19 protein-coding genes are annotated in these 22,366 nt (G+C 70.4%); 13 read left to right on the forward strand and 6 right to left on the reverse strand.

Annotated elements, in window-relative coordinates; genetic code table 11:
• The first annotated feature begins 34 nt into the window (after positions 1-34).
• From C4B68_RS31535 to C4B68_RS31555, 5 genes are all read left to right on the forward strand, one after another.
• Positions 35-370: a hypothetical protein gene (locus C4B68_RS31535; protein WP_099503158.1), complete on the forward strand. Its 336-nt coding sequence runs from the start codon at positions 35-37 to the stop codon at positions 368-370.
• Positions 371-377: 7 nt separating this feature from the next.
• Positions 378-1,193: a TlyA family RNA methyltransferase gene (locus C4B68_RS31540; protein ID WP_099502921.1), complete on the forward strand. Its 816-nt coding sequence runs from the start codon at positions 378-380 to the stop codon at positions 1,191-1,193.
• Positions 1,190-2,095 (forward strand): NAD kinase, encoded by a 906-nt coding sequence (locus C4B68_RS31545; protein WP_099502923.1) that lies wholly within the window; start codon positions 1,190-1,192, stop codon positions 2,093-2,095. Before C4B68_RS31540 ends, C4B68_RS31545 begins: the two co-directional genes overlap by 4 nt.
• 165 nt (positions 2,096-2,260) lie before the next feature.
• The gene (gene recN / locus C4B68_RS31550) at positions 2,261-3,979 is read left to right on the forward strand and encodes a DNA repair protein RecN (RefSeq protein ID WP_099502925.1); all 1,719 of its coding nucleotides are present in this window, start codon (positions 2,261-2,263) and stop codon (positions 3,977-3,979) included.
• Positions 3,980-4,409: 430 nt separating this feature from the next.
• Complete coding sequence (locus C4B68_RS31555; protein WP_099502926.1) at positions 4,410-5,564, forward strand: glycosyltransferase family 4 protein; 1,155 nt, start codon at positions 4,410-4,412, stop codon at positions 5,562-5,564.
• Here C4B68_RS31555 and C4B68_RS31560 read toward each other — a convergent pair.
• Positions 5,561-7,204, reverse strand: a complete 1,644-nt coding sequence (locus C4B68_RS31560) for a PucR family transcriptional regulator (RefSeq protein WP_099502928.1) — start codon at positions 7,202-7,204, stop codon at positions 5,561-5,563. The genes C4B68_RS31555 and C4B68_RS31560 overlap by 4 nt on opposite strands.
• A gap of 386 nt (positions 7,205-7,590) precedes the next feature.
• On the opposite strand from C4B68_RS31560, the gene C4B68_RS31565 reads away from it, so the two are divergent.
• Complete coding sequence (locus C4B68_RS31565; RefSeq protein ID WP_240634762.1) at positions 7,591-8,052, forward strand: C45 family autoproteolytic acyltransferase/hydrolase; 462 nt, start codon at positions 7,591-7,593, stop codon at positions 8,050-8,052.
• Between the two features lie 36 nt (positions 8,053-8,088).
• Here the strand turns inward: C4B68_RS31565 and C4B68_RS31570 are convergent, their stop codons facing one another.
• The 4 genes from C4B68_RS31570 to C4B68_RS31585 all read right to left on the reverse strand — a co-directional run bounded on the left by C4B68_RS31570 (position 8,089) and on the right by C4B68_RS31585 (position 11,487).
• Entirely contained in the window at positions 8,089-9,471 is a 1,383-nt protein-coding gene (locus tag C4B68_RS31570; protein ID WP_099502930.1) for an FAD-binding oxidoreductase, read from the reverse strand.
• 115 nt (positions 9,472-9,586) lie between these two features.
• Entirely contained in the window at positions 9,587-10,306 is a 720-nt protein-coding gene (locus tag C4B68_RS31575; protein ID WP_099502931.1) for a hypothetical protein, read from the reverse strand.
• Between the two features lie 59 nt (positions 10,307-10,365).
• Complete coding sequence (locus tag C4B68_RS31580) at positions 10,366-10,965, reverse strand: alpha/beta hydrolase family protein (protein ID WP_240634538.1); 600 nt, start codon at positions 10,963-10,965, stop codon at positions 10,366-10,368.
• Positions 10,966-11,019: 54 nt separating this feature from the next.
• Positions 11,020-11,487: a winged helix-turn-helix transcriptional regulator gene (locus tag C4B68_RS31585; RefSeq protein ID WP_099502933.1), complete on the reverse strand. Its 468-nt coding sequence runs from the start codon at positions 11,485-11,487 to the stop codon at positions 11,020-11,022.
• A gap of 137 nt (positions 11,488-11,624) precedes the next feature.
• Between C4B68_RS31585 and C4B68_RS31590 the strand changes: the two genes are divergently transcribed.
• The 3 genes from C4B68_RS31590 (at position 11,625) to C4B68_RS31600 (ending at position 13,485) form a co-directional block, all read left to right on the forward strand.
• On the forward strand, positions 11,625-12,050 hold the full coding sequence (locus C4B68_RS31590; protein ID WP_206337097.1) for a nuclear transport factor 2 family protein: 426 nt from the start codon (positions 11,625-11,627) through the stop codon (positions 12,048-12,050).
• 184 nt (positions 12,051-12,234) lie between these two features.
• Positions 12,235-12,636 carry a tautomerase family protein gene (locus tag C4B68_RS31595; RefSeq protein WP_099502935.1) on the forward strand — a complete coding sequence of 134 codons (402 nt, stop codon included), beginning with the start codon at positions 12,235-12,237 and terminating at the stop codon, positions 12,634-12,636.
• A 240-nt stretch (positions 12,637-12,876) separates the two neighbouring features.
• On the forward strand, positions 12,877-13,485 hold the full coding sequence (locus C4B68_RS31600; protein WP_099502936.1) for a DJ-1/PfpI family protein: 609 nt from the start codon (positions 12,877-12,879) through the stop codon (positions 13,483-13,485).
• Between the two features lie 227 nt (positions 13,486-13,712).
• Here C4B68_RS31600 and C4B68_RS31605 read toward each other — a convergent pair whose 3' ends face one another.
• On the reverse strand, positions 13,713-15,515 hold the full coding sequence (locus tag C4B68_RS31605; RefSeq protein WP_099503162.1) for a glycoside hydrolase family 15 protein: 1,803 nt from the start codon (positions 15,513-15,515) through the stop codon (positions 13,713-13,715).
• 539 nt (positions 15,516-16,054) lie between these two features.
• Between C4B68_RS31605 and C4B68_RS31610 the strand changes: the two genes are divergently transcribed.
• The 4 genes from C4B68_RS31610 to ald all read left to right on the forward strand — a co-directional run bounded on the left by C4B68_RS31610 (position 16,055) and on the right by ald (position 22,043).
• Entirely contained in the window at positions 16,055-17,722 is a 1,668-nt protein-coding gene (locus C4B68_RS31610) for a CTP synthase (protein ID WP_099502938.1), read from the forward strand.
• A 99-nt stretch (positions 17,723-17,821) separates the two neighbouring features.
• Positions 17,822-18,448, forward strand: coding sequence for an NUDIX domain-containing protein (locus C4B68_RS31615; RefSeq protein WP_099502939.1), 627 nt, complete (start codon positions 17,822-17,824; stop codon positions 18,446-18,448).
• A gap of 237 nt (positions 18,449-18,685) precedes the next feature.
• Positions 18,686-20,755, forward strand: a complete 2,070-nt coding sequence (locus tag C4B68_RS31620; protein WP_099502941.1) for a tetratricopeptide repeat protein — start codon at positions 18,686-18,688, stop codon at positions 20,753-20,755.
• Between the two features lie 163 nt (positions 20,756-20,918).
• The gene (ald, locus tag C4B68_RS31625; protein WP_099502943.1) at positions 20,919-22,043 is read left to right on the forward strand and encodes an alanine dehydrogenase; all 1,125 of its coding nucleotides are present in this window, start codon (positions 20,919-20,921) and stop codon (positions 22,041-22,043) included.
• Positions 22,044-22,366 lie beyond the last annotated feature (323 nt).

Raw genomic sequence — 22,366 nt, forward strand, 5'->3', positions numbered from 1 at the left:
TGGGCCGGATGGCAAGCCGGATGCCGGTCCCGCGATCGGATCTGGGCCGGACGGCGAGCCGGCCGACGGGCTCGCGGGCGAACCCGCGTACGACCCCGCCGCCCCGGCCCCGCTGAACGTGCCCCGCACCCCCACCGGCAACGCCGACGTCGACGCCCAGCTCGACCGGCTGGCCGACGCCGACCACCTCGCCACGGACGGACACGTCGAGGTGTACGAGGATGTACATCAGGGGCTGCGTGACGCGCTCACCGCGCTCGACGCCCGCCCGGGACCTCCGGCGCCCCCGCCCGTCCGTCACCCGACCACCACCCCTCACCAAGGCCCTTCGGGCCACCAGTCCCATTCGATGTACGACCGCAGGAGCTGAACCGAACGTGGCAGGAGTGGCACGACGCCGCCTCGACGCCGAGCTGGTCCGCCGGAAGCTCGCCCGCTCGCGAGAGCACGCCAGCCAGCTGATCGCCGCGGGACGGGTCACCGTCGGCAAGACCCTCGCGACGAAGCCCGCCACGCAGGTGGAGACCGCGGCCGCGATCGTGGTCACCCAGGACGAGAGCGACCCCGACTACGTCTCGCGCGGCGGACACAAGCTCGCGGGCGCCCTGAAGGCCTTCGTGCCGCAGGGACTGAAGGTCGAGGGCCGGCGCGCGCTGGACGCCGGAGCGTCCACCGGCGGCTTCACGGACGTACTGCTGCGCGCGGGCGCCGCCCATGTCGTCGCCGTGGACGTCGGCTACGGACAACTCGCCTGGTCCCTGCAGAGCGATGAACGCGTCACCGTCAAGGACCGTACGAACGTACGCGAGTTGACGTTGGAGGCGATCGATGGGGAGCCCGTGGATCTTGTCGTCGGGGACCTGTCCTTCATCCCGCTCGGACTGGTGCTGCCCGCCCTGGTGCGGTGCGCGGCGCCGGACGCCGATCTGGTGATGATGGTGAAGCCGCAGTTCGAGGTGGGCAAGGAACGACTGGGGAGCGGCGGAGTCGTCCGCAGCCCCGAACTGCGCGCGGAGGCCGTGCGCGGGGTGGCAGGGCGAGCCCGGGAGCTGGGGCTCGGAGTGCAGGGTGTGACCGCGAGCCCGTTGCCCGGACCCTCGGGCAATGTCGAGTACTTTCTGTGGCTGCGTGCCGGGGCACCCGAACTCGACCCGGCCGACGTTGACCGTGCAGTGGCGGAGGGGCCGCGTTGACACAGACCAGAGCTCGTACTGTTTTCCTGCTGGCCCACACCGGACGGCCTGCAGCCATCCGCAGCGCCGAGCTGGTCGTCCAGGGGCTGCTGCGCTCCGGAATCGGCGTACGGGTCCTGGAGGCGGAGGCCGCCGATCTGCCGCTGCCGGACGAGGTGAAGCTGGTCAAGGAGGCGACTCCGCAGTGCCTCGACGGATGCGAACTGCTGATCGTGCTCGGCGGTGACGGCACGCTGCTGCGCGGCGCCGAGTTCGCCCGGGCCTCCGGGGTGCCGATGCTCGGCGTCAACCTCGGCAGCGTCGGCTTCCTCGCGGAGGCCGAGCGCGACGACCTCGACAAGGTTGTCGACCGGGTGGTGACGAAGGCGTACGAGGTCGAGGAGCGCATGACCGTCGACGTCGTCGTGCACCAGAACGGCACCATCGTGCACACGGACTGGGCGCTGAACGAGGCCGCCGTGCAGAAGGTGTCCGCCGAGAAGCTGCTCGAGGTGGTGCTGGAGATCGACGGGCGGCCCGTGACCGCCTTCGGCTGCGACGGCATCTGTCTGTCGACCCCGACTGGCTCCACGGCGTACGCCTTCTCCGCGGGCGGGCCCGTGGTGTGGCCGGAGGTCGAGGCGCTGCTCATGGTGCCGATCAGCGCGCACGCGCTGTTCGCCAAGCCGCTGGTGACCTCGCCGGACTCCGTGCTCGCCGTGGAGGTGCTGCCGCACGTTCCGCCGGGTGTGCTGTGGTGCGACGGGCGACGGACCCTGGAGCTGCCGCCGGGGGCGCGGGTCGAGGTGCGGCGCGGGGCCGTGCCGGTGCGGCTGGCCCGGCTGCACCACGCGTCGTTCACCGACCGGCTGGTGGCGAAGTTCGCGCTGCCGGTTTCGGGGTGGCGCGGGGCGCCGCACTAGGGTCTGTCCGGCGGATCGCCCTGGCACGACGCCGGACGCGGTACCTCCCGTGGGTGATATGCGGCGTCGGTGTGCTTCCGTCTACCTGCGTCTTCGTACGGCGGGGGTGGGGGCCGTCGCACAGACGGGCCCCGACCTCGTAAGGTCGTGTCCGTGTTGGAGGAGATGCGGATACGGTCGCTCGGAGTCATCGACGACGCGGTCGTCGAGCTGTCGCCCGGCTTCACCGCCGTGACCGGTGAGACCGGTGCGGGCAAGACAATGGTGGTCACCAGCCTCGGGCTGCTGCTGGGCGGTCGCGCCGACCCGGCCCTCGTACGGATCGGCGCGAAGAACGCCGTCGTGGAGGGGCGGATCGCCATGCCCTCGGGCGGGACGGCCGTCCTACGGGCCGAGGAGGCGGGAGCCGAACTCGACGACGGTGCGTTGCTGATCAGCCGTACCGTTTCGGCCGAAGGGCGCTCGCGGGCCCACCTGGGCGGGCGTTCCGTACCCGTCGGCGTGCTCGCCGAACTCGCCGACGAGCTCGTCGCCGTGCACGGCCAGACCGACCAGCAGGGGCTGCTCAAGCTGTCCCGGCAGCGCCAGGCTCTCGACCGGTACGCGGGCGACGCGGTCGCCGGGCCGCTCGCCAAGTACGCGGGCGCGTACCGGCGGCTGCGGGCGATCTCGGCCGAGCTGGACGAGATCACCACGCGCGCGCGTGAGCGGGCCCAGGAAGCCGACATGCTGCGCTTCGGGCTCGACGAGATCGCGGCGGTCGAGCCCCGGGCGGGCGAGGACGTGGAGCTGGCCGCCGAGGCCGAGCGGCTCGGTCACGCGGAGGCGCTCGCGTCGGCCGCCACGGCCGCGCACGCCGCGCTCGCGGGCAATCCCGAGGACCCCGAGGGCATCGACGCGGCGACTCTCGTCGCGGGCGCACACCGGGCCCTTGAGGCCGTACGTTCGCACGACTCCTCGCTCGCCGCGCTGTCCGGGCGGATCGGGGAGATCGGGATTCTGCTGGGCGACGTGGCCGGGGAACTGGCGGGGTACGCCGACGACCTCGACGCCGATCCGTTGCGGCTCGCGGCGGTCGAGGAGCGCCGGGCCGCGCTCACCCAGCTGACCCGGAAGTACGGCGAGGACATCAACGCCGTGCTGGCGTGGGCCGAGCAGGGCGCCGCGCGGCTCACCGAACTCGACGGCGACGACGAGCGGATCGACGAGCTGACCGCCGAGCGGGACGCGCTGCGCGCCGAACTGGGCGGGCTCGCCCAGGCGTTGAGCGACGCCCGCACGGAGGCCGCCGAGCGGTTCGCCGCCGCCGTGACCGCCGAGCTGGCCTCGCTCGCCATGCCGCACGCGCGCGTGTCCTTCGAGATCCGGCAGACCGACGACCCGGAGGGTGTGGCGGTCGGCGGGCGCACGGTCGCGTACGGGCCCGCGGGTGTCGACGAGGTCGAGCTGCTGCTCGCCCCGCATCCCGGTGCGCCGCCGCGGCCCATCGCCAAGGGGGCGTCGGGCGGTGAGCTCTCGCGTGTGATGCTCGCGGTGGAGGTCGTCTTCGCGGGTACGGATCCGGTGCCGACGTATCTGTTCGACGAGGTCGACGCGGGTGTCGGCGGCAAGGCCGCGGTCGAGATCGGGCGGCGGCTGGCCCGGCTCGCCAAGAGCGCGCAGGTCGTGGTCGTGACGCATCTGCCGCAGGTGGCGGCGTTCGCCGACCGGCAGCTGCTGGTCGAGAAGACGAACGACGGGTCGGTGACCCGGTCCGGGGTCAAGGTCCTGGAGGGTGAGGACCGTATCCGTGAGCTGTCCCGGATGCTCGCGGGGCAGGAGGACTCGGAGACGGCTCGGGCCCATGCGGAGGAGCTGCTCGCGACGGCCCGGGCCGACGGCTAGCCCCCGGGGGGCCGCGGGTTGCTTCGCCGCTCCGCAGCCGGGCTTTGACCGCTCCGCGGCCGGGCCTTTACCGCTCCGCGGTCCTATCTTCGCCGCTCCGCGGCGGGTTCCCACCCGCCCGCCCGTTTTGACCGCTCCGCGGTCCCTGTATCCCGCCCGCTCCGCGGGCGTGGTGCGCGCCGCCTGGGCTCGGCCTCGGACGTCGGACGGGCTGAAAGCCTCCCTCGCACCTCTCACTCATGTGGGTGACCGCCCCCGTCGAGTTGGCCGTGGCGGCGCGTCCGTCGTCCGGCTGCGGTCCCGGAACACCCGTGCGGCCTGGCATCCTTGGCGGAGTACGCGGAGTACGACGTGCGGTCCACCCCCGCCGCGCGATCCTTCTGTATTTTCTTCGTGACCGTCCGACGCCGAAACCAGGAGCCCCGGCCACGTGAGCCACGTGAGCAGCCACTCACCGCACGGCCCGTCGCCGTTGCGCACCGTGCAGGTCCTCGGCGGCGGGAGCGCGGGCAGCAGTGCGCATGTGCGGTCGTTGGCATCGGGGCTTGCCGCCCGGGGCGTGCGGGTCACCGTGTGCGCCCCCGCCGAGGCGGATCGAGCGTACGGGTTCAGCGGGGTGGGCGCACAGCACGTTCCCGTACCGCGCAGCAGCGACCCCGCCTCTGTCGGCGTGCTGCGAGCGGCCTGTGCGGACGCCGACCTCGTGCACGCGCATGGGCTGCACGCCGCGCTGAGGGCGGTGCTCGCGCTCAGCGGGCGGCGCGTGCCGCTCGTCGTGACCTGGCACACGAGCGCGCACGCCGAAGGGGCGCGGGCCCATCTGCTGCGCCTGCTCGAGCGGCGGGTCGCCAAGGCCGCCGCCGTCGTTCTCGGTACGTCCTCCGACCTCGTGGACCGGGCGCGCCGCAGGGGAGCGCGGGACGCGCGGCTCGCCGCCGTGGCCTTCCCGGCGCCGCGCACGCCGCCCGTCGAGCACGGTGACCCCGACCGGCTGGGCCACAAGGCGCGGGCCGAACTCGGCGCCACCGACCGCCCGTTGCTGATGGCCGTCGGCTCCCTCGACCCGCACCGTGGTTACGACACCCTGCTGGACGCCGCGCGCGTGTGGCGGCACCTCGATCCGGTTCCGCTGCTCGTGATCGCGGGGGAGGGGCCGCTCCGGACGGTTCTGCAGCACCGTATTGAGGACGAAGGGCTGCCCGTCCGGCTGATCGGGCGGCGCGACGACATCACGGAACTCCTCGCGGCCGCCGATCTCGCGCTGCTGCCCAGCAGGTGGGAATCGCGCTCCGTCCTCGCGCAGGAGGCCCTCCACGCGCGTGTGCCGCTCGTCGCGACGGCGGTCGGCGGCACTCCCGAACTGGTCGGCGACGCGGCCGAACTCGTGCCGTACGGGGATGCGGAGGCCCTCGCCGGCGTCGTCGAGCGGCTCCTCGCCGACCCCGAGCGCCGGGAGCTCCTCAAGGAAAAGGGTGCCCGGCAGGCGGCCAGCTGGCCGACGGAGGACGAGAACGTCGCCCAAATCCTGAGTGTCTACGACGAGTTGACGCAACATCGGCCGCTCGCCAAGGCCGGCCGGACCTAAGGCACATGCCTGCGGGCCCGCAGCGCCAGGCTCAACGCCAGGACCGTCTGCGGGTCGTCCAGGTCCGTGCCCAGCAACTCCCCGATCCGGGCCAGGCGGTTGTAGAGGGTCTGCCGGTTGAGGTGCAGTTCGCGGGCCGTCTCCGCCTTGCGGCCCGCGTGGGCCAAGTACGTCTCCAGGGTGGGCAGCAGCGGCGGCTTGGAGCGGCTGTCGTGATCGCGGAGGGGGCCGATCGCGCGGTCCACAAAGGCCGCCAGGTCCGGGTGGTCGCGCAGCCGCCACAGGAGCAGGTCGATGTCCAGGCGGCGGGCGTCGTACCAAGGGCGGTCCGACAGGCCCTGCGCCGCCGTCGCCGTCTCCGCCGCGTGCCGCAGGCCCGCCGACGCTGCCGCCCAGCCGCCGGCGACCCCGACGACCACCACCGGCGGCTGCGTACCTGGCCGCTGCATGCCCGCGCGCTCCACGCCCGCCCGCAGCGCCGCCGCGACCCGGTCCGCCACGGCCGAGCGTTCGGACTCCGAGCGGAGGCCCAGCAAGAGGGGAACGCGGCCCTCGACCGGACGTACGCCCAGCAGGACCGGGACGCCCACCGATGCCAGCTCCTCGGCGACCGCACGGGCCAGGACCGCCCATCCGCCGCCGGGGGACAAGCCCTCGGAGAGGCGCATCACGACCGGCAGGAGCGGGCTGTTGCCCGGCTTGAAGCCGAGCACGCGGGCCTGCGCGGGCGCGTCCTCGGCCTCGATGCGCCCCTCGGCGAGGTCGGTGAGGAAGTCGCCGCGACCGCGCGCGGCGAGCTCCTCCTCCTGACGGGCCTGCATCAGGACGACGGCCAGGATGCCCGCGGCCCGCTCGGCGGCGATCCGGTGCACCGGGGCGACGGGGGAGCTGACGGGCAGCAGGACGAGGCGGGCCCGTACCGAGCCCGTGCCGGGGCCGCCGCCGGGCACGTCCACCAGGGTCGTCCCGGCGGGCGGCTCCTCCTTGTGCTGGCCGCGCAGACCCTCCCACACCTGGAGCGGATCGGCGCCCGCGGATCCGGCCGCCCCGGCGGCGTACAGGAGCTGCCCGTCCGCCGTTTCCAGGAAGACCGGATTGCCGCTGAAGTCCGCGAGGATGCCGAGGACTTGAGGCACTCCGCCGCCGCCGAGGAGCGCCTCGGTGCAGCGCCGGTGCACCTCCTCGGCCCGCTGGAGCAGCGCGTAGTGGCCGTTGACGATCTCGGTGTGGATCTCCTCGGTGACCGACACGAAGGGGACCTCGCGGTGCAGCTGGACCAAGGGGAGGCCCGTCGTCCGCGCCGTCTCGACGAGGGCGGCGGGCAGCCGGGTGAAGCGCGGCCCGAGCTCCACGACGAGCGCCGCGATCCCACGCTCGGCCAGGGCGCGGACGAAGGCGCGCTGGTCGGCGGGGCGGGTGCCGAGGCCGTACCCCGTGGTCAGCAGCAGTTCGCCGCCCTTGAGCAGCGAGGCGATGTTCGGGACCTCGCCCGCGTGCACCCAGCGCACGGTGCGGTGCAGCCGGTCGGCGCCCGCGAGGATCTCCGGCAGCCCGCTGCGCAGCCCGGGAAGCTCCAGCGCCCGCTGCACGGTGATCCCGGCGCCTTCGGTGTCGAAACGGTTGCCCGCGCGGCTGTCCATGAGCCGGACGCTACCTGCGCACGCGTTCCGCGAACATCTTCGGCCGGCTGCAGCGTCGCCTGGAGTGCGGTTCTTACGTCAGGCCATGGTCGCGGTCAGCACGAACGTCGGGCTCATCATCTAGGCAAGAAGGAACCGTTCCTTGGCCACGGCAACCGCCCCGGCGCGGGTATCGACCCCGAGTTCGCCGCCCGCCGACGGGGCGGTGCCGTGCCCGCGAGGTGCAAGCGCGCCTTCGCTGCCGGGCCGCACCGAGTCCACGGTGCGTCGTCAGTCGAGGCCGCGCAGGCTCCCCGGGGTCGAGCCGTGGCAGATCTCGGCGTTGAAACGCCCGCACCGAGATTCTCGCCCGCAGCCGCGCCGTCCCGCCCAGGGAATGCTCGACCATCGTCCGCCGACTCCGGGCAGCCGACGGGGGCAGCACCCACGTCGGTGTGCAGACATGGGACTGGCACGTTGAACTCAGCCCGTACCGGCACACTGTCCACTCAGCCGGCGGCAACCACTGCTACGTCGGCATCACCGAACACGGCATCCTCGCCAAGATCGGTGTGAACAGCGCCGGACTCGCCCTGCACTTCAACATCCTCGGACACCGGGACGACCGCGTCGGCGGCATACCGATACACGTCCTCGCCGCGCTCGTCCTCGAAGAGGCCGACCACGTCGCCCACGCACGGCAGATCCTTCACGGCACCCCCATCACCTCGTCCGGATCCTTCCTGCTCTTCGACACCGAACACGCCGTGCTGCTCGACATCAGCCCGGCAGGCATCTTCGAGGCACCCCAAGCCGCCGAAGGAACGTACCTGCGCACCAACCACTTCCTCATCGCCACCCGCCCCTGACGCTCACTCCAAGCGTGATCCATACCCCTGGAGCGTCTAGACCGGCTTGATGTTGTGGTTGAAGCGGAAGACGTTGTCCGGGTCGTACGCGGTCTTCACGAGGGCCAGGCGCCGGACGTTCTCCGCGCCGAGGCCGGCCACCACGCGGTCGTTGCCCTCGTCGCCGATGAAGTTGAGGTAGATCGCGCCGGTGCTCCACGGCTGGAAGGCGGCGCGGACGTCCCTGACCCACTGGACGCAGCGCTCGTCGTCGGCGGGGTCCTCCCAGGCCCCGAAGGGGTGCACGCCCCACGGGGCGTCCCGGTAGGGGACCGGGAACCGGGCCGGTCCCGTGGAGATCGCGCCGCCCTGCGGGAACAGCACATGCTGGGTTCCCGTGGGCACGGGCACGGAGTCGCCGAGGGCGCAGAAGACGTCCACGCAGTCGTCGGGCAGGCCTGCCAGACAGTCCGCCGACCAGTAGTTCCGCAGGCCGGGCGGGCTGTCGAGCATGCACTGGAGGTCGGCGTAGGGCAAGGCGGTGAGCTTCTCCGACTCGTGCGGCGGCGCCAGCAGCGGCTGGGCGAGTTTACGCAGGTCCTCCTCGCTGCCCGCGTACGTGAGGAGGGCGAGGCACAGCCGCTTGCCGACCATGTGCCCGGGGACGAACTCCTCGGGCGGGCCGGTCGTATACATGACGACGCCTCCCGCTTCGGGCGGGCCGTTCGCGATGATCTCGCGGTAGAGGCGGACCACGTCCGGGCCCGAGTCCGGCCGGTACAGCAGCAGGGCGATCGAGAACTCGGGCAGCGGATGCAGCTTCAGCGTCAGCGCGGTGGCGACGCCGAAGTTCCCGCCGCCGCCGTGCAGGGCCCAGAACAGCTCCGGGTTCTCCTGGCTGGTGGCCAGGACCGGCGTGCCGTCGGCCGTGACCAGCTCGACCCCGAGCAGATTGTCGACGGCGAGCCCGAACGTCCGGTCGAGCCAGCCGTTCCCGCCGCCGAGGACGAAGCCGCCGACACCGGTGGTCGAGACCCGCCCGCCGGTTGTCGCCAGGCCGTACGGCTGTGTGGCGCGGTCCAGATCGCTCATGACGGCGCCGCCCTGGACGCGTACCGTCTCGGAACCCGGATGGACCGTCACCGCGTGCATCCGGCGCAGGTCGACGACCAGGCCGCCGTAGTTGAGCGCCATGCCCGACACGCTGTGGCCGCCGCCTCGCACCGCGATGTGGAGGTCCAGATCCCGTGCGAAGCGCACCGAACGGATCACGTCGGCCTCGTTCGCACACTGCGCGATCACGGCGGGCCGCTTGTCGATCATCGCGTTGAAGATCGTCCGGGCCTCGTCGTACCCCGGGTCCTCCGGGGCGCACACATCGCCGGCCAGATCCGCGCGGAGCGCGGCGAGCGCCGCACCCGCCTTCGAAAGGGGAGCCATGGCAGCCGCCCCCTTCCAGCAGGGGACAGGACTGCTTTCAGGCTAGAGGGTGTCTCTTCGACCGCGCCGTCATCCTCACACACAGGCAGGGAGGAGACTCCGGCCGAAGGCTGCGTCAGCTGAAGTGGATGTCGCTGAGGTCCATGGAGACCATGACGTGGTCCGTGAGCGGGCGACCGTCGGGGGCGCGGCGGTAGGCCCGGCGTTTGGTGGGCAGCACGATGCCGTCCGCTTCTGTGTGCTCGTAGACGTATTGTGCGGCGGCGAATCCGCCGGCCACATCGACGTGGTAGTCGTGGCGCCGCAGGAGCCGGTCGGGACCGAAATAGAAGTCCTGGTGGGTGCTGTGGCTCGCGATGTCGAGCGGGAAGGTGGCGCGCAGACCCGGCCAGACCTCGTCTCCTTCCCGCCACGGCTCGATGTCGGCGACCGTGAAGCCGGGCATGGCGAGCAGGAAGGGCGTGGTGAGATAGGTCCACAGCGCATAACCGTTGAAGTAGGCGCGGTCCAGCGGGTCCCAGGGTGTCTCCAGTGTGTGTCCGGAGAACGACGTCCTAGGGTCCGTGCGTTCGGCCACCACGTGCCCGTCGAGTTTTTCGATGCTCACTCGTCCGGGCGTGAAGTCGGTCTTCTGGTCGGGAGCGCCGAAGGGCTGTACCGAGGCATGCTCCTCGTGCAGTCTGACGGTCATCACGCGCGGCGTGGCATCCTGCGGCAGGCCCTTGATGGCGAACAGGTCGCCACCACTGACAAGGGTGGCTTGCGCCTGGACCAGTTCCTGCCAGCGTTCGCTGCCGCCATGGGCCTCGATCGCCTTGGTGAGTAGATCGTTCATGTTGGTTTCCTACCGTGCTTTCGTTCCGGCGGTGCGCCCCCTGTGGGCGTGTTCGCCTGTCATGTGAGGTGCTCACGGAACCAGGCGAGGGCGGCGGCGCTCGACTGGTCTAACTGGGCGGTGTACGGGTCGAAGTGGCCGCCCGGGAGCAGCTGGAGCCGCTTCGGTTCGAACGCACGCTCGTAGGCGGCGAGCGCCAGGTCAGTCAAGGTGACCGTGTCATGGAGAGCGACCACCATGAGCAAGGGTGTGGGAGAGACCCGCGTGATCCATACCCCGGGCTCGTACATGCGAGCCGCGCGGCTCGAACGGACCGTGACCTTGTTCTCCCACACACCGTCGGGCTTCGGCTGCAGGTAGAAGTCGATGGCCTCCTGCGACCGGTACGACGCGGGCACCGCGGGATCACCGCTGACGATGGCCAGGGTGCGCGGAGCTTCACCGCGGAACCGTGCCCGCTCGTCCTCGTCAAAGGATTCCTCGAGGCCGACTCGGGCGTCGGGATCGACGCGGCGCAGTCCCTGCTCGTATCCGCTGATGGTCGGGACCTGGGAGACCACCGCCCGCAGCCGACGGTCGGTCGCGCCAAGGACGATCGCGTGGCCGCCGGCAGGGGTGATCACGAGGCAGGCGTGATCACGAGCGCCTGCCTTCGTCATGCGCAACTCCGCGTCATGGACGGGACGGCCGGTCAGGGCCGCCCTCGCCTCGCGTCAGGGGGACACCCGTCCGGCGCCCGGGCCCGGGGTCGGCTCCACTTCGGCGCCGGCAACCTCGTGCCCGCGTGAACAGCGCAGCTCGACCTGGACATGGCCGCCGCACCCGGCGTGCTGCAGCACCACCGGTACGTCCGTCCCGTCGCCGATATGGGTGTCGCCGTACTGAAGGAGCGCGGCCAGAACCCACTGCAGGTCATGTGCGCTTGGTGTCAGGTGGTACTCCTGGCGGGTGCGCTGCCCGGCTTCCTGATAGGTCCGGCGCTCCAGCAGGCCGGCGTCCATGAGTTGCCGAAGCCGTTCTGTCAGGACCCGACGGGAGATCCCGAGATGGTCGACGATCTCGTCGAAGCGGTGCAGGCCCGCGAAGACCTCGCGCAGGATGAGCAGGCTCCATCGCTCGCCGACCAGTTCCAGGGTCGCTGCGACGCTGCAGTTGCCCAGATCAAGTTCTCGCCACTCCATGACCTCAGGGTACTGCAAGGTTCCTATCCGGAACCCAGCCTTGACGCGCCTGGGTTCCGGATAGAGACTTAGGCCCTTCGGTCACCGGGCAGCAGTTTCCTGTCCGTAACCGCTTCAGCTTCGACCATGGAGGAAGCGTGTCGCACAACAAGGCGATCGTGGAGGCCTGTCGGCGGGCCTACACCGGATTCGAGAAGAACGATTCATCCGACCTGGTGGCGCTGATGTCGCCTGACGTGGTTTTCGATTTCCCTACGTCCCTGCCTTACGGGGGGACATTCCATGGCAGGGAAGGGTTCGCCGCTTTCTATCAGGATCTTTTCGATCATTACTACGAATACTTCGACTACGACGCCCACGCGGTCCTCGATGCCGGGACGCACGTAGTGGTTCCCGTCCGGGCCAGGGCGAAGGCAAAGAACGGTCGCACCATGGAGAACGAACACTGCCTGCTGTTCACCGTGGCCGACGGGCTGATCAGCGAGGCGCGGCTGTACGCGGACACCGCCAAGGGGCGTGACGTCATCGACGGCCTCGAAGTCTTCCCCTCTGCGGCCTCCTGAGTCCCCCGAACGCGCAGAGAGCGTCGCGCCGTTCTCCGTCCAGCGAGGTCCAGGGGAGCACTTCCTGTCGGGGCCAAGGAACCGAGCAGCTGAGCAGCACCCCCTTCTCCCGACGTAGACCGCGCCGCGGAACGCGCCCCGACCGACAACGCAATCGCCCCACCCCTGATGGAGGAGCATTCCCGTGCCTGTTTTCAACGCCCACGTACCGGCCAACCGTTTCTCGCCCGAACAGAAGCGCGCACTCGCCGATGCCCTCAACCAGTCACTGGTACAGGCACTCGGCATTCCCGAGGGTGACCGCTTCATCATGATCAGCGAACACGGCGAGAGCGAACTGTTCCTGGATCCGACGTTCATGGGCATGCGGCGCAGCAGCGACGCCATGATCATCACGGTGCTCCTCGGGGCTCACCGGCCCCTGGAGGACAAGCGGGCAGTGACCGCGGCCCTCAACAAGCTGGTCGTCGAGGCGCTCGGTATCTCCCCCGACGACATATTCGTCGCATTGATTCCGGTACCGAACGAGAACTTCTCCTTCGGCAGGGGCGATCTTCAGCTTGCCGAAGGTGCCCCTCGCTGGTGAACCCCCGCTGAGCCAGGTCGTGGGTCAGGATGTTGGTGGCGAGGCCGATGCTCTTGCTGAAGTCCCTGAAACGGGTGACGCCGTGCATGGCGTCATCTCGCTTGCTTTTTACAAGTGCGACAGTCAAGCTGGTCGAACCACTTGCAAAAAGCAAGCGAGATGGGTCAGTGATCGGCTCTCGCGCCGGAACGGCGCACCGGGGGAGACTGCTCATCTGATGCCGTACTTGAAGGAGTTGTGATGCAGGTAGCCGTAGTCACCTTCGACGGGTTCAACGAGCTCGACAGTTTCATCGCTTCCGCGCTGATCAACCGATGCCGTAAGGACGGCTTGGAAGCCTTCATTACGACACCGACGCCGGTGGTCACGTCGATGAACGGCGTCGAGGTGACAGGACAGCGCCCGATGGAGTTCGTGACCGAAGCCGAGGTCGTGCTGATCGGTAGCGGCGTGAAGGCGCGAGACGTGGTCGCCGACGACCGGCTGATCTCCCGGCTGCGGCTCGACCCTTCGCGGCAGCTGATCGGTGCGCAGTGCTCCGGCGCGCTGGTGCTCGCCCGGCTCGGGCTGCTGGATGGCATGCCGGCCTGCACGGACAGGAAGAGCCGGCCCTTTGTCGAAGCCCGCAACGTCACCGTGCTGGACGCGCCGTTCCACGCCGAGGGGAACATCGCCACAGCGGGCGGTTGCCTGGCGTCCCAGTATCTCGCCACATGGGTGATCACCCGAACGCTCGGGGAGGACGCCGCGCGCGACGTCATCGATTACGTGGCTCCGGTCGGCGAAAACCAGGAGACTGTCGAGCGCGCCATGCGTGCTGTCCACTCGGGCGAGCTTGCCCCGCGCTGACGCGCCGCCATCAGCCTTCCGGGACCGCCCGCAGTCACTCCTGAGCGCAGTGAGGTGTATGGCGCTGCGGGCCGGCGCCCATGGGACTTCTTGGCGCCATATCGTTCACGCGGGCGCGAGCGCGACGCGGTGTGCGTCACGCTCGAGCAGCCGGTGATCGAGCTCCCGCTCCAGGTCCGTCATCCGCTGCCTCAGCGGCGAAGCGGCCGCAGAGACCATGTTCCCGTTCAGCCGCCGTACGCGCCCGAAGCCGTCAGGCGCAGGGCCGTGTCGATCAGCGGGACGTGGCTGAACGCCTGCGGGAAGTTCCCGACCTGTCGCTGCAGGCGCGGGTCCCACTCCTCGGCGAGCAGACCGAGGTCGTTCCTGAGCGCCAGGAGCTTCTCGAAGAGCTTGCGGGCCTCGTCCACGCGGCCGATCATCGCGAGGTCGTCCGCCATCCAGAACGAGCAGGCGAGGAAGGCGCCCTCGTCGCCCTCCAGGCCGTCCACGCCCGCGTCCGCACCGGTGGTCGGGTAGCGCAGGATGAAGCCGTCCGGGGTGGACAGCTCGCGCTGGATCGCCTCGATCGTGCCGATCACGCGCTTGTCGTCCGGCGGCAGGAAGCCCACCTGCGGGATCAGGAGCAGCGAGGCGTCCAGCTCCTTGGAGCCGTAGTACTGCGTGAACGTGTTGCGCTCCTTGTCGTAGCCCTTCTCGCACACGTCCCGGTGGATCTCGTCGCGCAGTTCGCGCCACTTCTCCAGCGGACCGTCCGCGTCACCGGACTCGATCAGCTTGATGGTGCGGTCGACGGCGACCCAGGCCATCACCTTGGAGTGCACGAAGTGCCGACGCGGACCTCGCACTTCCCAGATGCCCTCGTCCGGCTGGTCCCAGTGGTCCGCCAGATAGCGGATCAGCTTCAGCTGGAGGAGCGAGGCGTAGTCATTGCGGGACAGACCCGTCATATGTGCCAGGTGCAGGGCCTCGGTGACCTCGCCGTACACGTCCAGCTGGAGCTGGTGCGCCGCGCCGTTCCCGACCCGTACGGGACTCGAATGCTCGTATCCGGGGAGCCAGTCGAGCTCCGCCTCGCCCAACTCCCGTTCACCCGCGATGCCGTACATGATCTGCAGGTTCTCCGGGTCCCCCGCGACCGCGCGCAGCAGCCACTCGCGCCAGGCGCGCGCCTCCTCGCGGTAGCCGGTGCGCAGGAGCGAGGAGAGGGTGATCGCCGCGTCGCGCAGCCAGGTGTAGCGGTAGTCCCAGTTGCGTACGCCGCCGATCTCCTCCGGGAGCGAGGTGGTGGGCGCCGCGACGATGCCGCCCGTGGGCGCGTACGTCAGGGCCTTCAGCGTGATCAGCGAGCGGACGACGGCCTCGCGGTAGGGCCCGTGGTACGTGCAGTGCTCGACCCAGTCGCGCCAGAACTCCTCGGTGGCCTCCAGGGACTGCTCCGGCTCGGGCAGCCCGGGCGGCTCCTTGTGCGAGGGCTCCCACGAGACGGTGAACGCGATCCGGTCACCGGGCGCCACCGTGAAGTCGGCGTACGTGGTCAGATGCTCGCCGTACGTCTCGCAGGCGGTGTCGAACCACACCGAGTCGGGCCCGGCGACGGCGACCGTCCGGCCCTCGTGCTTGTGCACCCAGGGCACCACGCGCCCGTACGAGAAACGCATCCGCAGCGCGGAGCGCATCGGCACCCGGCCCGTGATGCCCTCGACGATCCGGATCAGCTGAGGCGCGCCGTCGCGCGGGGGCATGAAGTCGATCACGCGGACCGTGCCGCGCGGGGTGTCCCACTCGGATTCGAGGATCAGAGAGTCACCGCGGTACCGGCGACGTGCCGCCGTCGGGGGTTCGGCGTCGGCCGCGTACGCGGGGCCGAGCCGCCAGAATCCGTGTTCTTCCGTGCCGAGCAGCCCCGCGAAGATGGCATGTGAGTCGAAGCGGGGCAGGCACAGCCAGTCGACTGTGCCGTCCCTGCAGACCAGCGCAGCTGTCTGCATGTCTCCGATGAGTGCGTAGTCCTCGATGCGCCCGGCCACGTGCATCTCCAGTCGAACGGCCACGTCGCCCCCGAGGGGCGGTTGCTCTTGCGGTCAGGGGAACGTTGATAGTGGGGAAGGGTTGTGTTGCGGAAGGTGTGGTGTTGCGAAACGGTGGTGGTGCGCCGCTGCGACACATTGATGGTGGTGCGATTGTCGTTGCGAAACGAACTGACGAGCTCTGTTGGTTCCGGGGTACGGGCGGGGATGGTGCCGTGTGCCGGCCGCGCTCGGCAGCGAGTGTCCGAGCAGGATACGACGCACCTGGAAGATACGCGTGCCGCTCCCGCCAACCCGGCTGCGCCGATCGAGTGAGCGGATGATCACGGGATGGCCGCCGTACCCCCCGGCTGTGCTGGGACTGTGCCGACGTGTGTGCGGAGCGTGGCCGGAAGCGGCCTCGTCCGGGCGCTGATACCCTGGTAGCCCGTGGACCGGTGGGCAAGAAACCCCCGAACCGCAGCGACGGCACCTCCGGAATCTCCGGACACCATGCCGGCACGCACCCAGACCGCGACCACGGGAGCCCCCTCTTGGCCATGCCGCCCGCTGTTTTTCGAAATAGCACAGCCACGACGACCAAGCACATCTTCGTCACCGGGGGTGTCGCCTCCTCACTCGGCAAGGGCCTGACGGCCTCCAGCCTGGGCATGCTGCTCAAGGCACGGGGTCTGCGCGTCGTGATGCAGAAGCTCGACCCGTACCTGAACGTCGACCCGGGCACCATGAACCCGTTCCAGCACGGTGAGGTGTTCGTCACCAACGACGGCGCCGAGACCGACCTGGACATCGGCCACTACGAGCGCTTCCTCGACCGTGACCTGGACGGCTCCGCCAACGTCACCACAGGTCAGGTCTACTCGACGGTCATCGCCAAGGAGCGACGCGGCGAGTACCTGGGCGACACCGTTCAGGTCATCCCGCACATCACCAATGAAATCAAGCATCGCATCCGCCGCATGGCGACGGACGAGGTCGACGTCGTGATCACCGAGGTCGGCGGCACCGTCGGTGACATCGAGTCGCTGCCGTTCCTGGAGACCGTCCGCCAGGTCCGGCACGAGGTCGGCCGTGACAACGTCTTCGTCGTTCACATCTCGCTCCTGCCGTACATCGGCCCCTCGGGAGAGCTGAAGACGAAGCCGACCCAGCACTCGGTCGCGGCCCTTCGCAACATCGGTATTCAGCCAGATGCGATCGTGCTGCGCTGCGACCGCGAGGTCCCGACCGCGATCAAGCGCAAGATCTCGCTGATGTGCGACGTCGACGAGGCCGCCGTGGTCGCCTGCCCCGACGCCCGCTCGATCTACGACATCCCGAAGGTCGTGCACACCGAGGGCCTCGACGCGTACGTCGTGCGCAAGCTCGACCTGCCCTTCCGCGACGTGGACTGGACGACCTGGGACGACCTGCTCGACCGCGTCCACAACCCGGACCACGAGATCACCATGGCGCTCGTCGGCAAGTACATCGACCTGCCCGACGCCTACCTCTCGGTCACCGAGGCGCTGCGCGCCGGCGGCTTCGCCAACAAGGCCCGCGTGAAGATCAAGTGGGTCACCTCGGACGACTGCAAGACCCCGGCGGGCGCCGCCAAGCAGCTCGGCGACGTCGACGCGATCTGCATCCCCGGCGGCTTCGGCGACCGCGGTGTCTCCGGCAAGGTCGGCGCCATCCAGTACGCCCGCGAGAACAAGATCCCGCTGCTCGGCCTCTGCCTCGGCCTGCAGTGCATCGTGATCGAGGCCGCCCGCAACTTGGCCGACATCCCGGACGCCAACTCCACCGAGTTCGACTCCGCCACCGCGCACCCGGTCATCTCCACCATGGCCGAGCAGCTCGACATCGTGGCGGGCGAAGGTGACATGGGCGGCACCATGCGCCTTGGTATGTATCCGGCCAAGCTCGCCGACGGCTCGATCGTGCGCGAGGTGTACGACGGCAAGGAGTACGTCGAGGAGCGTCACCGCCACCGCTACGAGGTGAACAACGCCTACCGCGCCGAGCTGGAGAAGAAGGCCGGTCTGCAGTTCTCCGGTACCTCCCCGGACGGCAAGCTCGTCGAGTACGTCGAGTACCCGCGCGACGTCCACCCCTACCTGGTCGCGACCCAGGCGCACCCCGAGCTGCGCTCGCGTCCGACCCGCCCGCACCCGCTGTTCGCGGGTCTGGTCAAGGCTGCCGTGGAGCGCAAGACAGGCAAGTGACGCACGGGTTGTACGGTGGCCGGGGTGCGCGTCTTACGAGGTGGGCGCCCCGGTTCCGTCACCGGACCGGTTTCTTTTGCACGTGTGGGAGGACAGGCCATGACGATCAAGGACACCGCCGAGGAGTGGGAGGTCCGGGCGACCGAGATCCCCTTCAAGGGCAACAAGACCTCGGTGCGCACCGACGACGTGGTCATGCCCGACGGACGGGTCGTCCGCCGCGACTACCAGGTCCACCCCGGCTCCGTGGCCGTCCTCGCCCTCGACGACGAGGGCCGCGTGCTGGTGATCCGCCAGTACCGTCACCCCGTACGCCACAAGCTCTGGGAAATCCCCGCGGGCCTGCTCGACATCCCGGGTGAGAACCCGCTGCACGCCGCCCAGCGCGAGCTCTACGAGGAGGCGCACGTCAAAGCCGAGAACTGGCGCGTACTGACCGATGTCTTCCCGACGCCCGGCGGCTGCGACGAGGCTGTGCGGATTTTCCTGGCCCGCGATCTCTCCGAAGCCGAGGGGCAGCGCTTCGAGGTCGAAGACGAAGAGGCCGACATGGAGGTGGCCAGGGTCCCCGTCGACGACCTCGTGAGCGGTGTTCTCGCCGGTGACCTGCACAACAACTGCCTGGCTGTCGGCGTCCTCTCGCTGCTGGCGGCGCGGCAGGGCGACGGCCTCGACGCGCTGCGCCCGGCAGAGGCGCCGTGGCCCGCGCGGCCCTTCGAGGTCTGACGCGGCACACGCTTCCGGTCCGATGCGCCTTTCGTCCGGCGCACCTCTGGTCTGACGCACCTCTGACAGGCCACTGACGTCGTTCCGACACCGCCGGTCCTACGATCGCCTGATCCGATCGGGGGACGTGTCCGCCGCGCTCCGCCCGGATCGTCGCAGAGCGTGAACTAGGCTCTGGAAACGCCCGAACCGGAGTCCCGGCGGGCTTGCGCGTGCGGTGGGACGGGAGCGTGGCCCGTGACGGATCAGGCGGTGGACAGCGGCGGCACCAAGGTGTCGGGAAACGGGCGTCCCCTCGCTCCCACGGACAGTCAGTTCCTCGGCCGTACACGAGAGTTGAAGGAACTCCGGGCCGACATCGAGCGAGCGGGCCTGGACACCCTCTCCGGGCGAAAGGCGCCACGCGCGCGCGTGCTGCTCATCGCGGGCAAGCCCGGCTCGGGCCGCACCGCGCTCGCCGAAGAGCTCGTACGGCAGGTTGCCGAGCGTTACCCCGACGGTGTGCTGCGCGCCCGGCTCACCGAGTCCGACGGCACTCGGGTGCCCACCGAACGCACCGCACGGGAACTGCTCACCGCCCTGGGGCGGCCCACACCGCCCGGGGCCGCGGACGACGATCTGAGCGAGGCGGTGCGCGAGGCCCTCGCCACCCGCCGCGCGCTGCTCCTGCTCGACGACGCGGCCGACGCCGAGCAGGTCGACGCCCTGCTGCCCGACACACCGGAGTGCCTGGTCGTCGCCGTCTCCGGCGGGCCGCTCACCGGGATCGCGGACGTGCGCCCGTGCACCCTGGGCGGCTTGGACACCAAGTCCGCCCTGGAACTCCTCGACCGCTTCACCGGCTCGGTGCGCATCACCGTCGACCCGCGTGCCGCCGAAGGCCTGGTCGAACTGTGCGCGGGGCAGCCCGCCGCCCTCATCCTGGCCGGCGGCTGGCTCGCGGCCCGCCCGCAGTCGGCCGTCGCCGACCTCGCCAAGCAGCTGCGCACCGACGCCGCGGAGGGCACGCCACTGGTCCGCGCCTTCCGGCTCGCCTACGCCGCGCTCCCCAGCGCCCCCGCGCGGATACTGCGCCTGCTCTCCCTGGCCCCCGCCGGTCTCGTCGACCCGCACACCGCGTCGGCGCTGGCCGGCTGCTCCGTGGGTGCGGCGCGCACCACCCTGGACGACCTCACCGGGCTCGGCTTCGTACGGGCCGTCGCCTCCCCGCTGCCGCAGTACGAGGTGCCCGGCTGTCTGCTGCCGCTGCTGCGCGAGCTCGCCGAGAACCACGACCGCCCGGCCGAGCTGCAACTGGCCCGCGCCCGGATGCTGGAGCGGACCGTACGGCTGCTGGTGTCCTGCCGCGCCATCACCGAGACCGACAGCTCGCCCGCCCGCGAGAAGCTCGCCGGGATGCCCCGCGCCCTGCGCTTCCCCACCCCGCGGGCGGCCGCCGACTGGCTGCGCATCCGGCAGCCCGCGCTGCTGGCCGCCGCCCGGCTCGCGGTCGCCGACGGCGAGCTGGACACCCTGGCCCGGCGCCTGATGGCCGCGCTGGTGAGGGCGATGGTCGCGCACGTGGGTACGCAGGCCGCGGCGCCCGAGCTGTACGGCATCCACCGGCTCGTCCTGGACGTCGCCGAGCGCCGGAACCTGCCCCGCGAGAAGGCCGCGGCCCTGCTGAACCTCGCCGACCTGGACGCGCAGACCGGCCGTACGACGGAAGCGCTGGCCCGCTACCGGGCCGCTCTGGACGCCGGACGCGAGGCGGACGATTCGTATGCGACCGGCCGCGCGATGGAATCCGTGGGCGGCGCCCACCAGGAGCTGGGGGACTACGACCGGGCCGCCGACTGGTACGGCAGGGCGCTCGCCCAGCGGCTCGCCCGCGACGAGCGCGTGGACGCCGCCCGGCTGTACGGCCGTATCGCCACCGCGCACACCTACGCCGGCCGCTACGGCGAGGCGCTGCGCAACTGGCGCGCCGCCGTCACCGGGCACCGCAGGAACGGCGATGTGGCCGCCCAGGCGCGGGCTTTGAGCGAGCTGGCGCGCGTCCAGGAGTACGCCGGGCGCCCCGAGGAGTCGCTGGCCACCTGCCAGGAGGCGGTCGAGTGGGCGCGCCGCGCCGAGGACGTACGGCTGCAGGCCGCGCTGCAGCTCAGGCTGGCCGACACCCTGGAGCGGCTCGGCGACCCGGCCACCGCCCGGCTGCATCGCGGGGCGGCGGAGCGCATGCTGGGAGATGAGCTCCCGGAGGGCGCAGCAGCCATGGAACAAGGCGCTAACGCCTGCGAAATCCGCAGTGCATCTGCTGAAGATTGATGCATTGAAAGGCTGGACAGAGAGAATCCCTTCATTAGACTGGCTCCGCCGCGTTCTTTCGTGGTGTCTCCCGCTGTGCTCCCGTGCGTCGGGTATGACATGCATTGCCCTGGCTCGCATCGCCCCGGCACGCATAGCCCCAGAACCCTCTGAGTCAAGGACCGTGATCGACGTGAAGGTCGGTATCCCCCGCGAGGTCAAGAACAACGAGTTCCGGGTGGCCATCACCCCCGCCGGCGTGAACGAGCTGGTGCGCAACGGTCACCAGGTCGTCATCGAGCGCGGCGCCGGCCTCGGCTCGTCGATCCCCGACGGCGAGTACGTCGCCGCCGGCGCCCAGATCCTGGACACCGCCGACGAGGTGTGGGCCACCGCCGACCTGCTGCTGAAGGTCAAGGAGCCCATCGCGGAGGAGTACCACCGGCTCCGCAAGGACCAGACGCTCTTCACCTACCTGCACCTGGCCGCCTCCAAGGAGTGCACGGACGCCCTCCTGGAGTCCGGCACCACGGCGATCGCGTACGAGACGGTCGAGCTGCCCAGCCGCGCGCTGCCGCTGCTCGCCCCGATGTCCGAGGTCGCGGGCCGGCTCGCCCCGCAGGTCGGCGCCTACCACCTGATGGCCCCGGCCGGCGGCCGCGGCGTCCTGCCGGGCGGTGTCCCGGGCGTGCTGCCCGCCAAGGCCGTCGTCATCGGCGCCGGCGTCTCCGGCTGGAACGCCGCGCAGATCGCCATCGGCATGGGCTTCCAGGTGACCCTGCTCGACAAGGACATCAACAAGTTGAAGGAGGCGGACAAAACCTTCGGTTCGAAGATCCAGACCGTCGTCTCCAACGCCTTCGAGCTGGAGAAGGCCTGCCTCGAGGCCGACCTCGTCATCGGTGCCGTGCTCATCCCGGGCGCCAAGGCCCCGATGCTGGTCACCAACGAGCTCGTCTCGCGGATGAAGCCGGGAAGTGTCCTTGTCGACATCGCGATCGACCAGGGTGGCTGCTTCGAGGACTCGCGTCCGACCACCCACGCCGAGCCGACCTTCCGGGTCCACAACTCGGTCTTCTACTGCGTCGCCAACATGCCCGGCGCGGTGCCCAACACCTCGACGTACGCGCTGACGAACGCCACGCTGCCGTACATCGTGTCGCTGGCCAACAACGGCTGGGCCGAGGCGCTGCGCCGTGACGCCGCGCTGGCCAAGGGCCTCAACACCCATGACGGCAAGGTCGTTTACAAGGAAGTCGCCGAGGCGCACGGGCTGGAGAGCGTGGAGCTCGAGACCCTGCTCGGCTGAGCCTCCGGCGACGTCCGGAGTCGACTTTCCGGTCGATTCCGTGATGACAAAAGGCGATACTCCCCCCAATCTCGGCTTCGCTCGATCGGGGGGACCCCCATTACGGATCGTCAACACCGCGCACCCGGCCGGATCTTGCCCGACAAGGTCCGGCCGGATGTGTGTCGGGTCACTTTGCGACGCTCGTTCAACTCGCCGCGAACGTAACTCTTCAACCGATTCGTACACCAGTGAAACCTGCTGTGCGACGGTCTTACGCCCTTGACAGGGGGATGTTCGGTTGCCGACACATCGGGTCGGGTCCGGCGGATTGTGTTGCTGCG

Source organism: Streptomyces dengpaensis, assembly GCF_002946835.1.
GTDB lineage: Bacteria > Actinomycetota > Actinomycetes > Streptomycetales > Streptomycetaceae > Streptomyces > Streptomyces dengpaensis.

Coding starts and splice junctions, on each gene's coding strand:
- recN (WP_099502925.1), top strand. CDS start 2,261: ATGCGGATACGGTCGCTCGGAGTCATCGACGACGCGGTCGTCGAGCTG.
- C4B68_RS31560 (WP_099502928.1), bottom strand. CDS start 7,204: ATGGACAGCCGCGCGGGCAACCGTTTCGACACCGAAGGCGCCGGGATC.
- C4B68_RS31570 (WP_099502930.1), bottom strand. CDS start 9,471: ATGGCTCCCCTTTCGAAGGCGGGTGCGGCGCTCGCCGCGCTCCGCGCG.
- C4B68_RS31575 (WP_099502931.1), bottom strand. CDS start 10,306: ATGAACGATCTACTCACCAAGGCGATCGAGGCCCATGGCGGCAGCGAA.
- C4B68_RS31580 (WP_240634538.1), bottom strand. CDS start 10,965: ATGACGAAGGCAGGCGCTCGTGATCACGCCTGCCTCGTGATCACCCCT.
- C4B68_RS31585 (WP_099502933.1), bottom strand. CDS start 11,487: ATGGAGTGGCGAGAACTTGATCTGGGCAACTGCAGCGTCGCAGCGACC.
- C4B68_RS31600 (WP_099502936.1), top strand. CDS start 12,877: ATGCAGGTAGCCGTAGTCACCTTCGACGGGTTCAACGAGCTCGACAGT.
- C4B68_RS31610 (WP_099502938.1), top strand. CDS start 16,055: ATGCCGCCCGCTGTTTTTCGAAATAGCACAGCCACGACGACCAAGCAC.
- C4B68_RS31615 (WP_099502939.1), top strand. CDS start 17,822: ATGACGATCAAGGACACCGCCGAGGAGTGGGAGGTCCGGGCGACCGAG.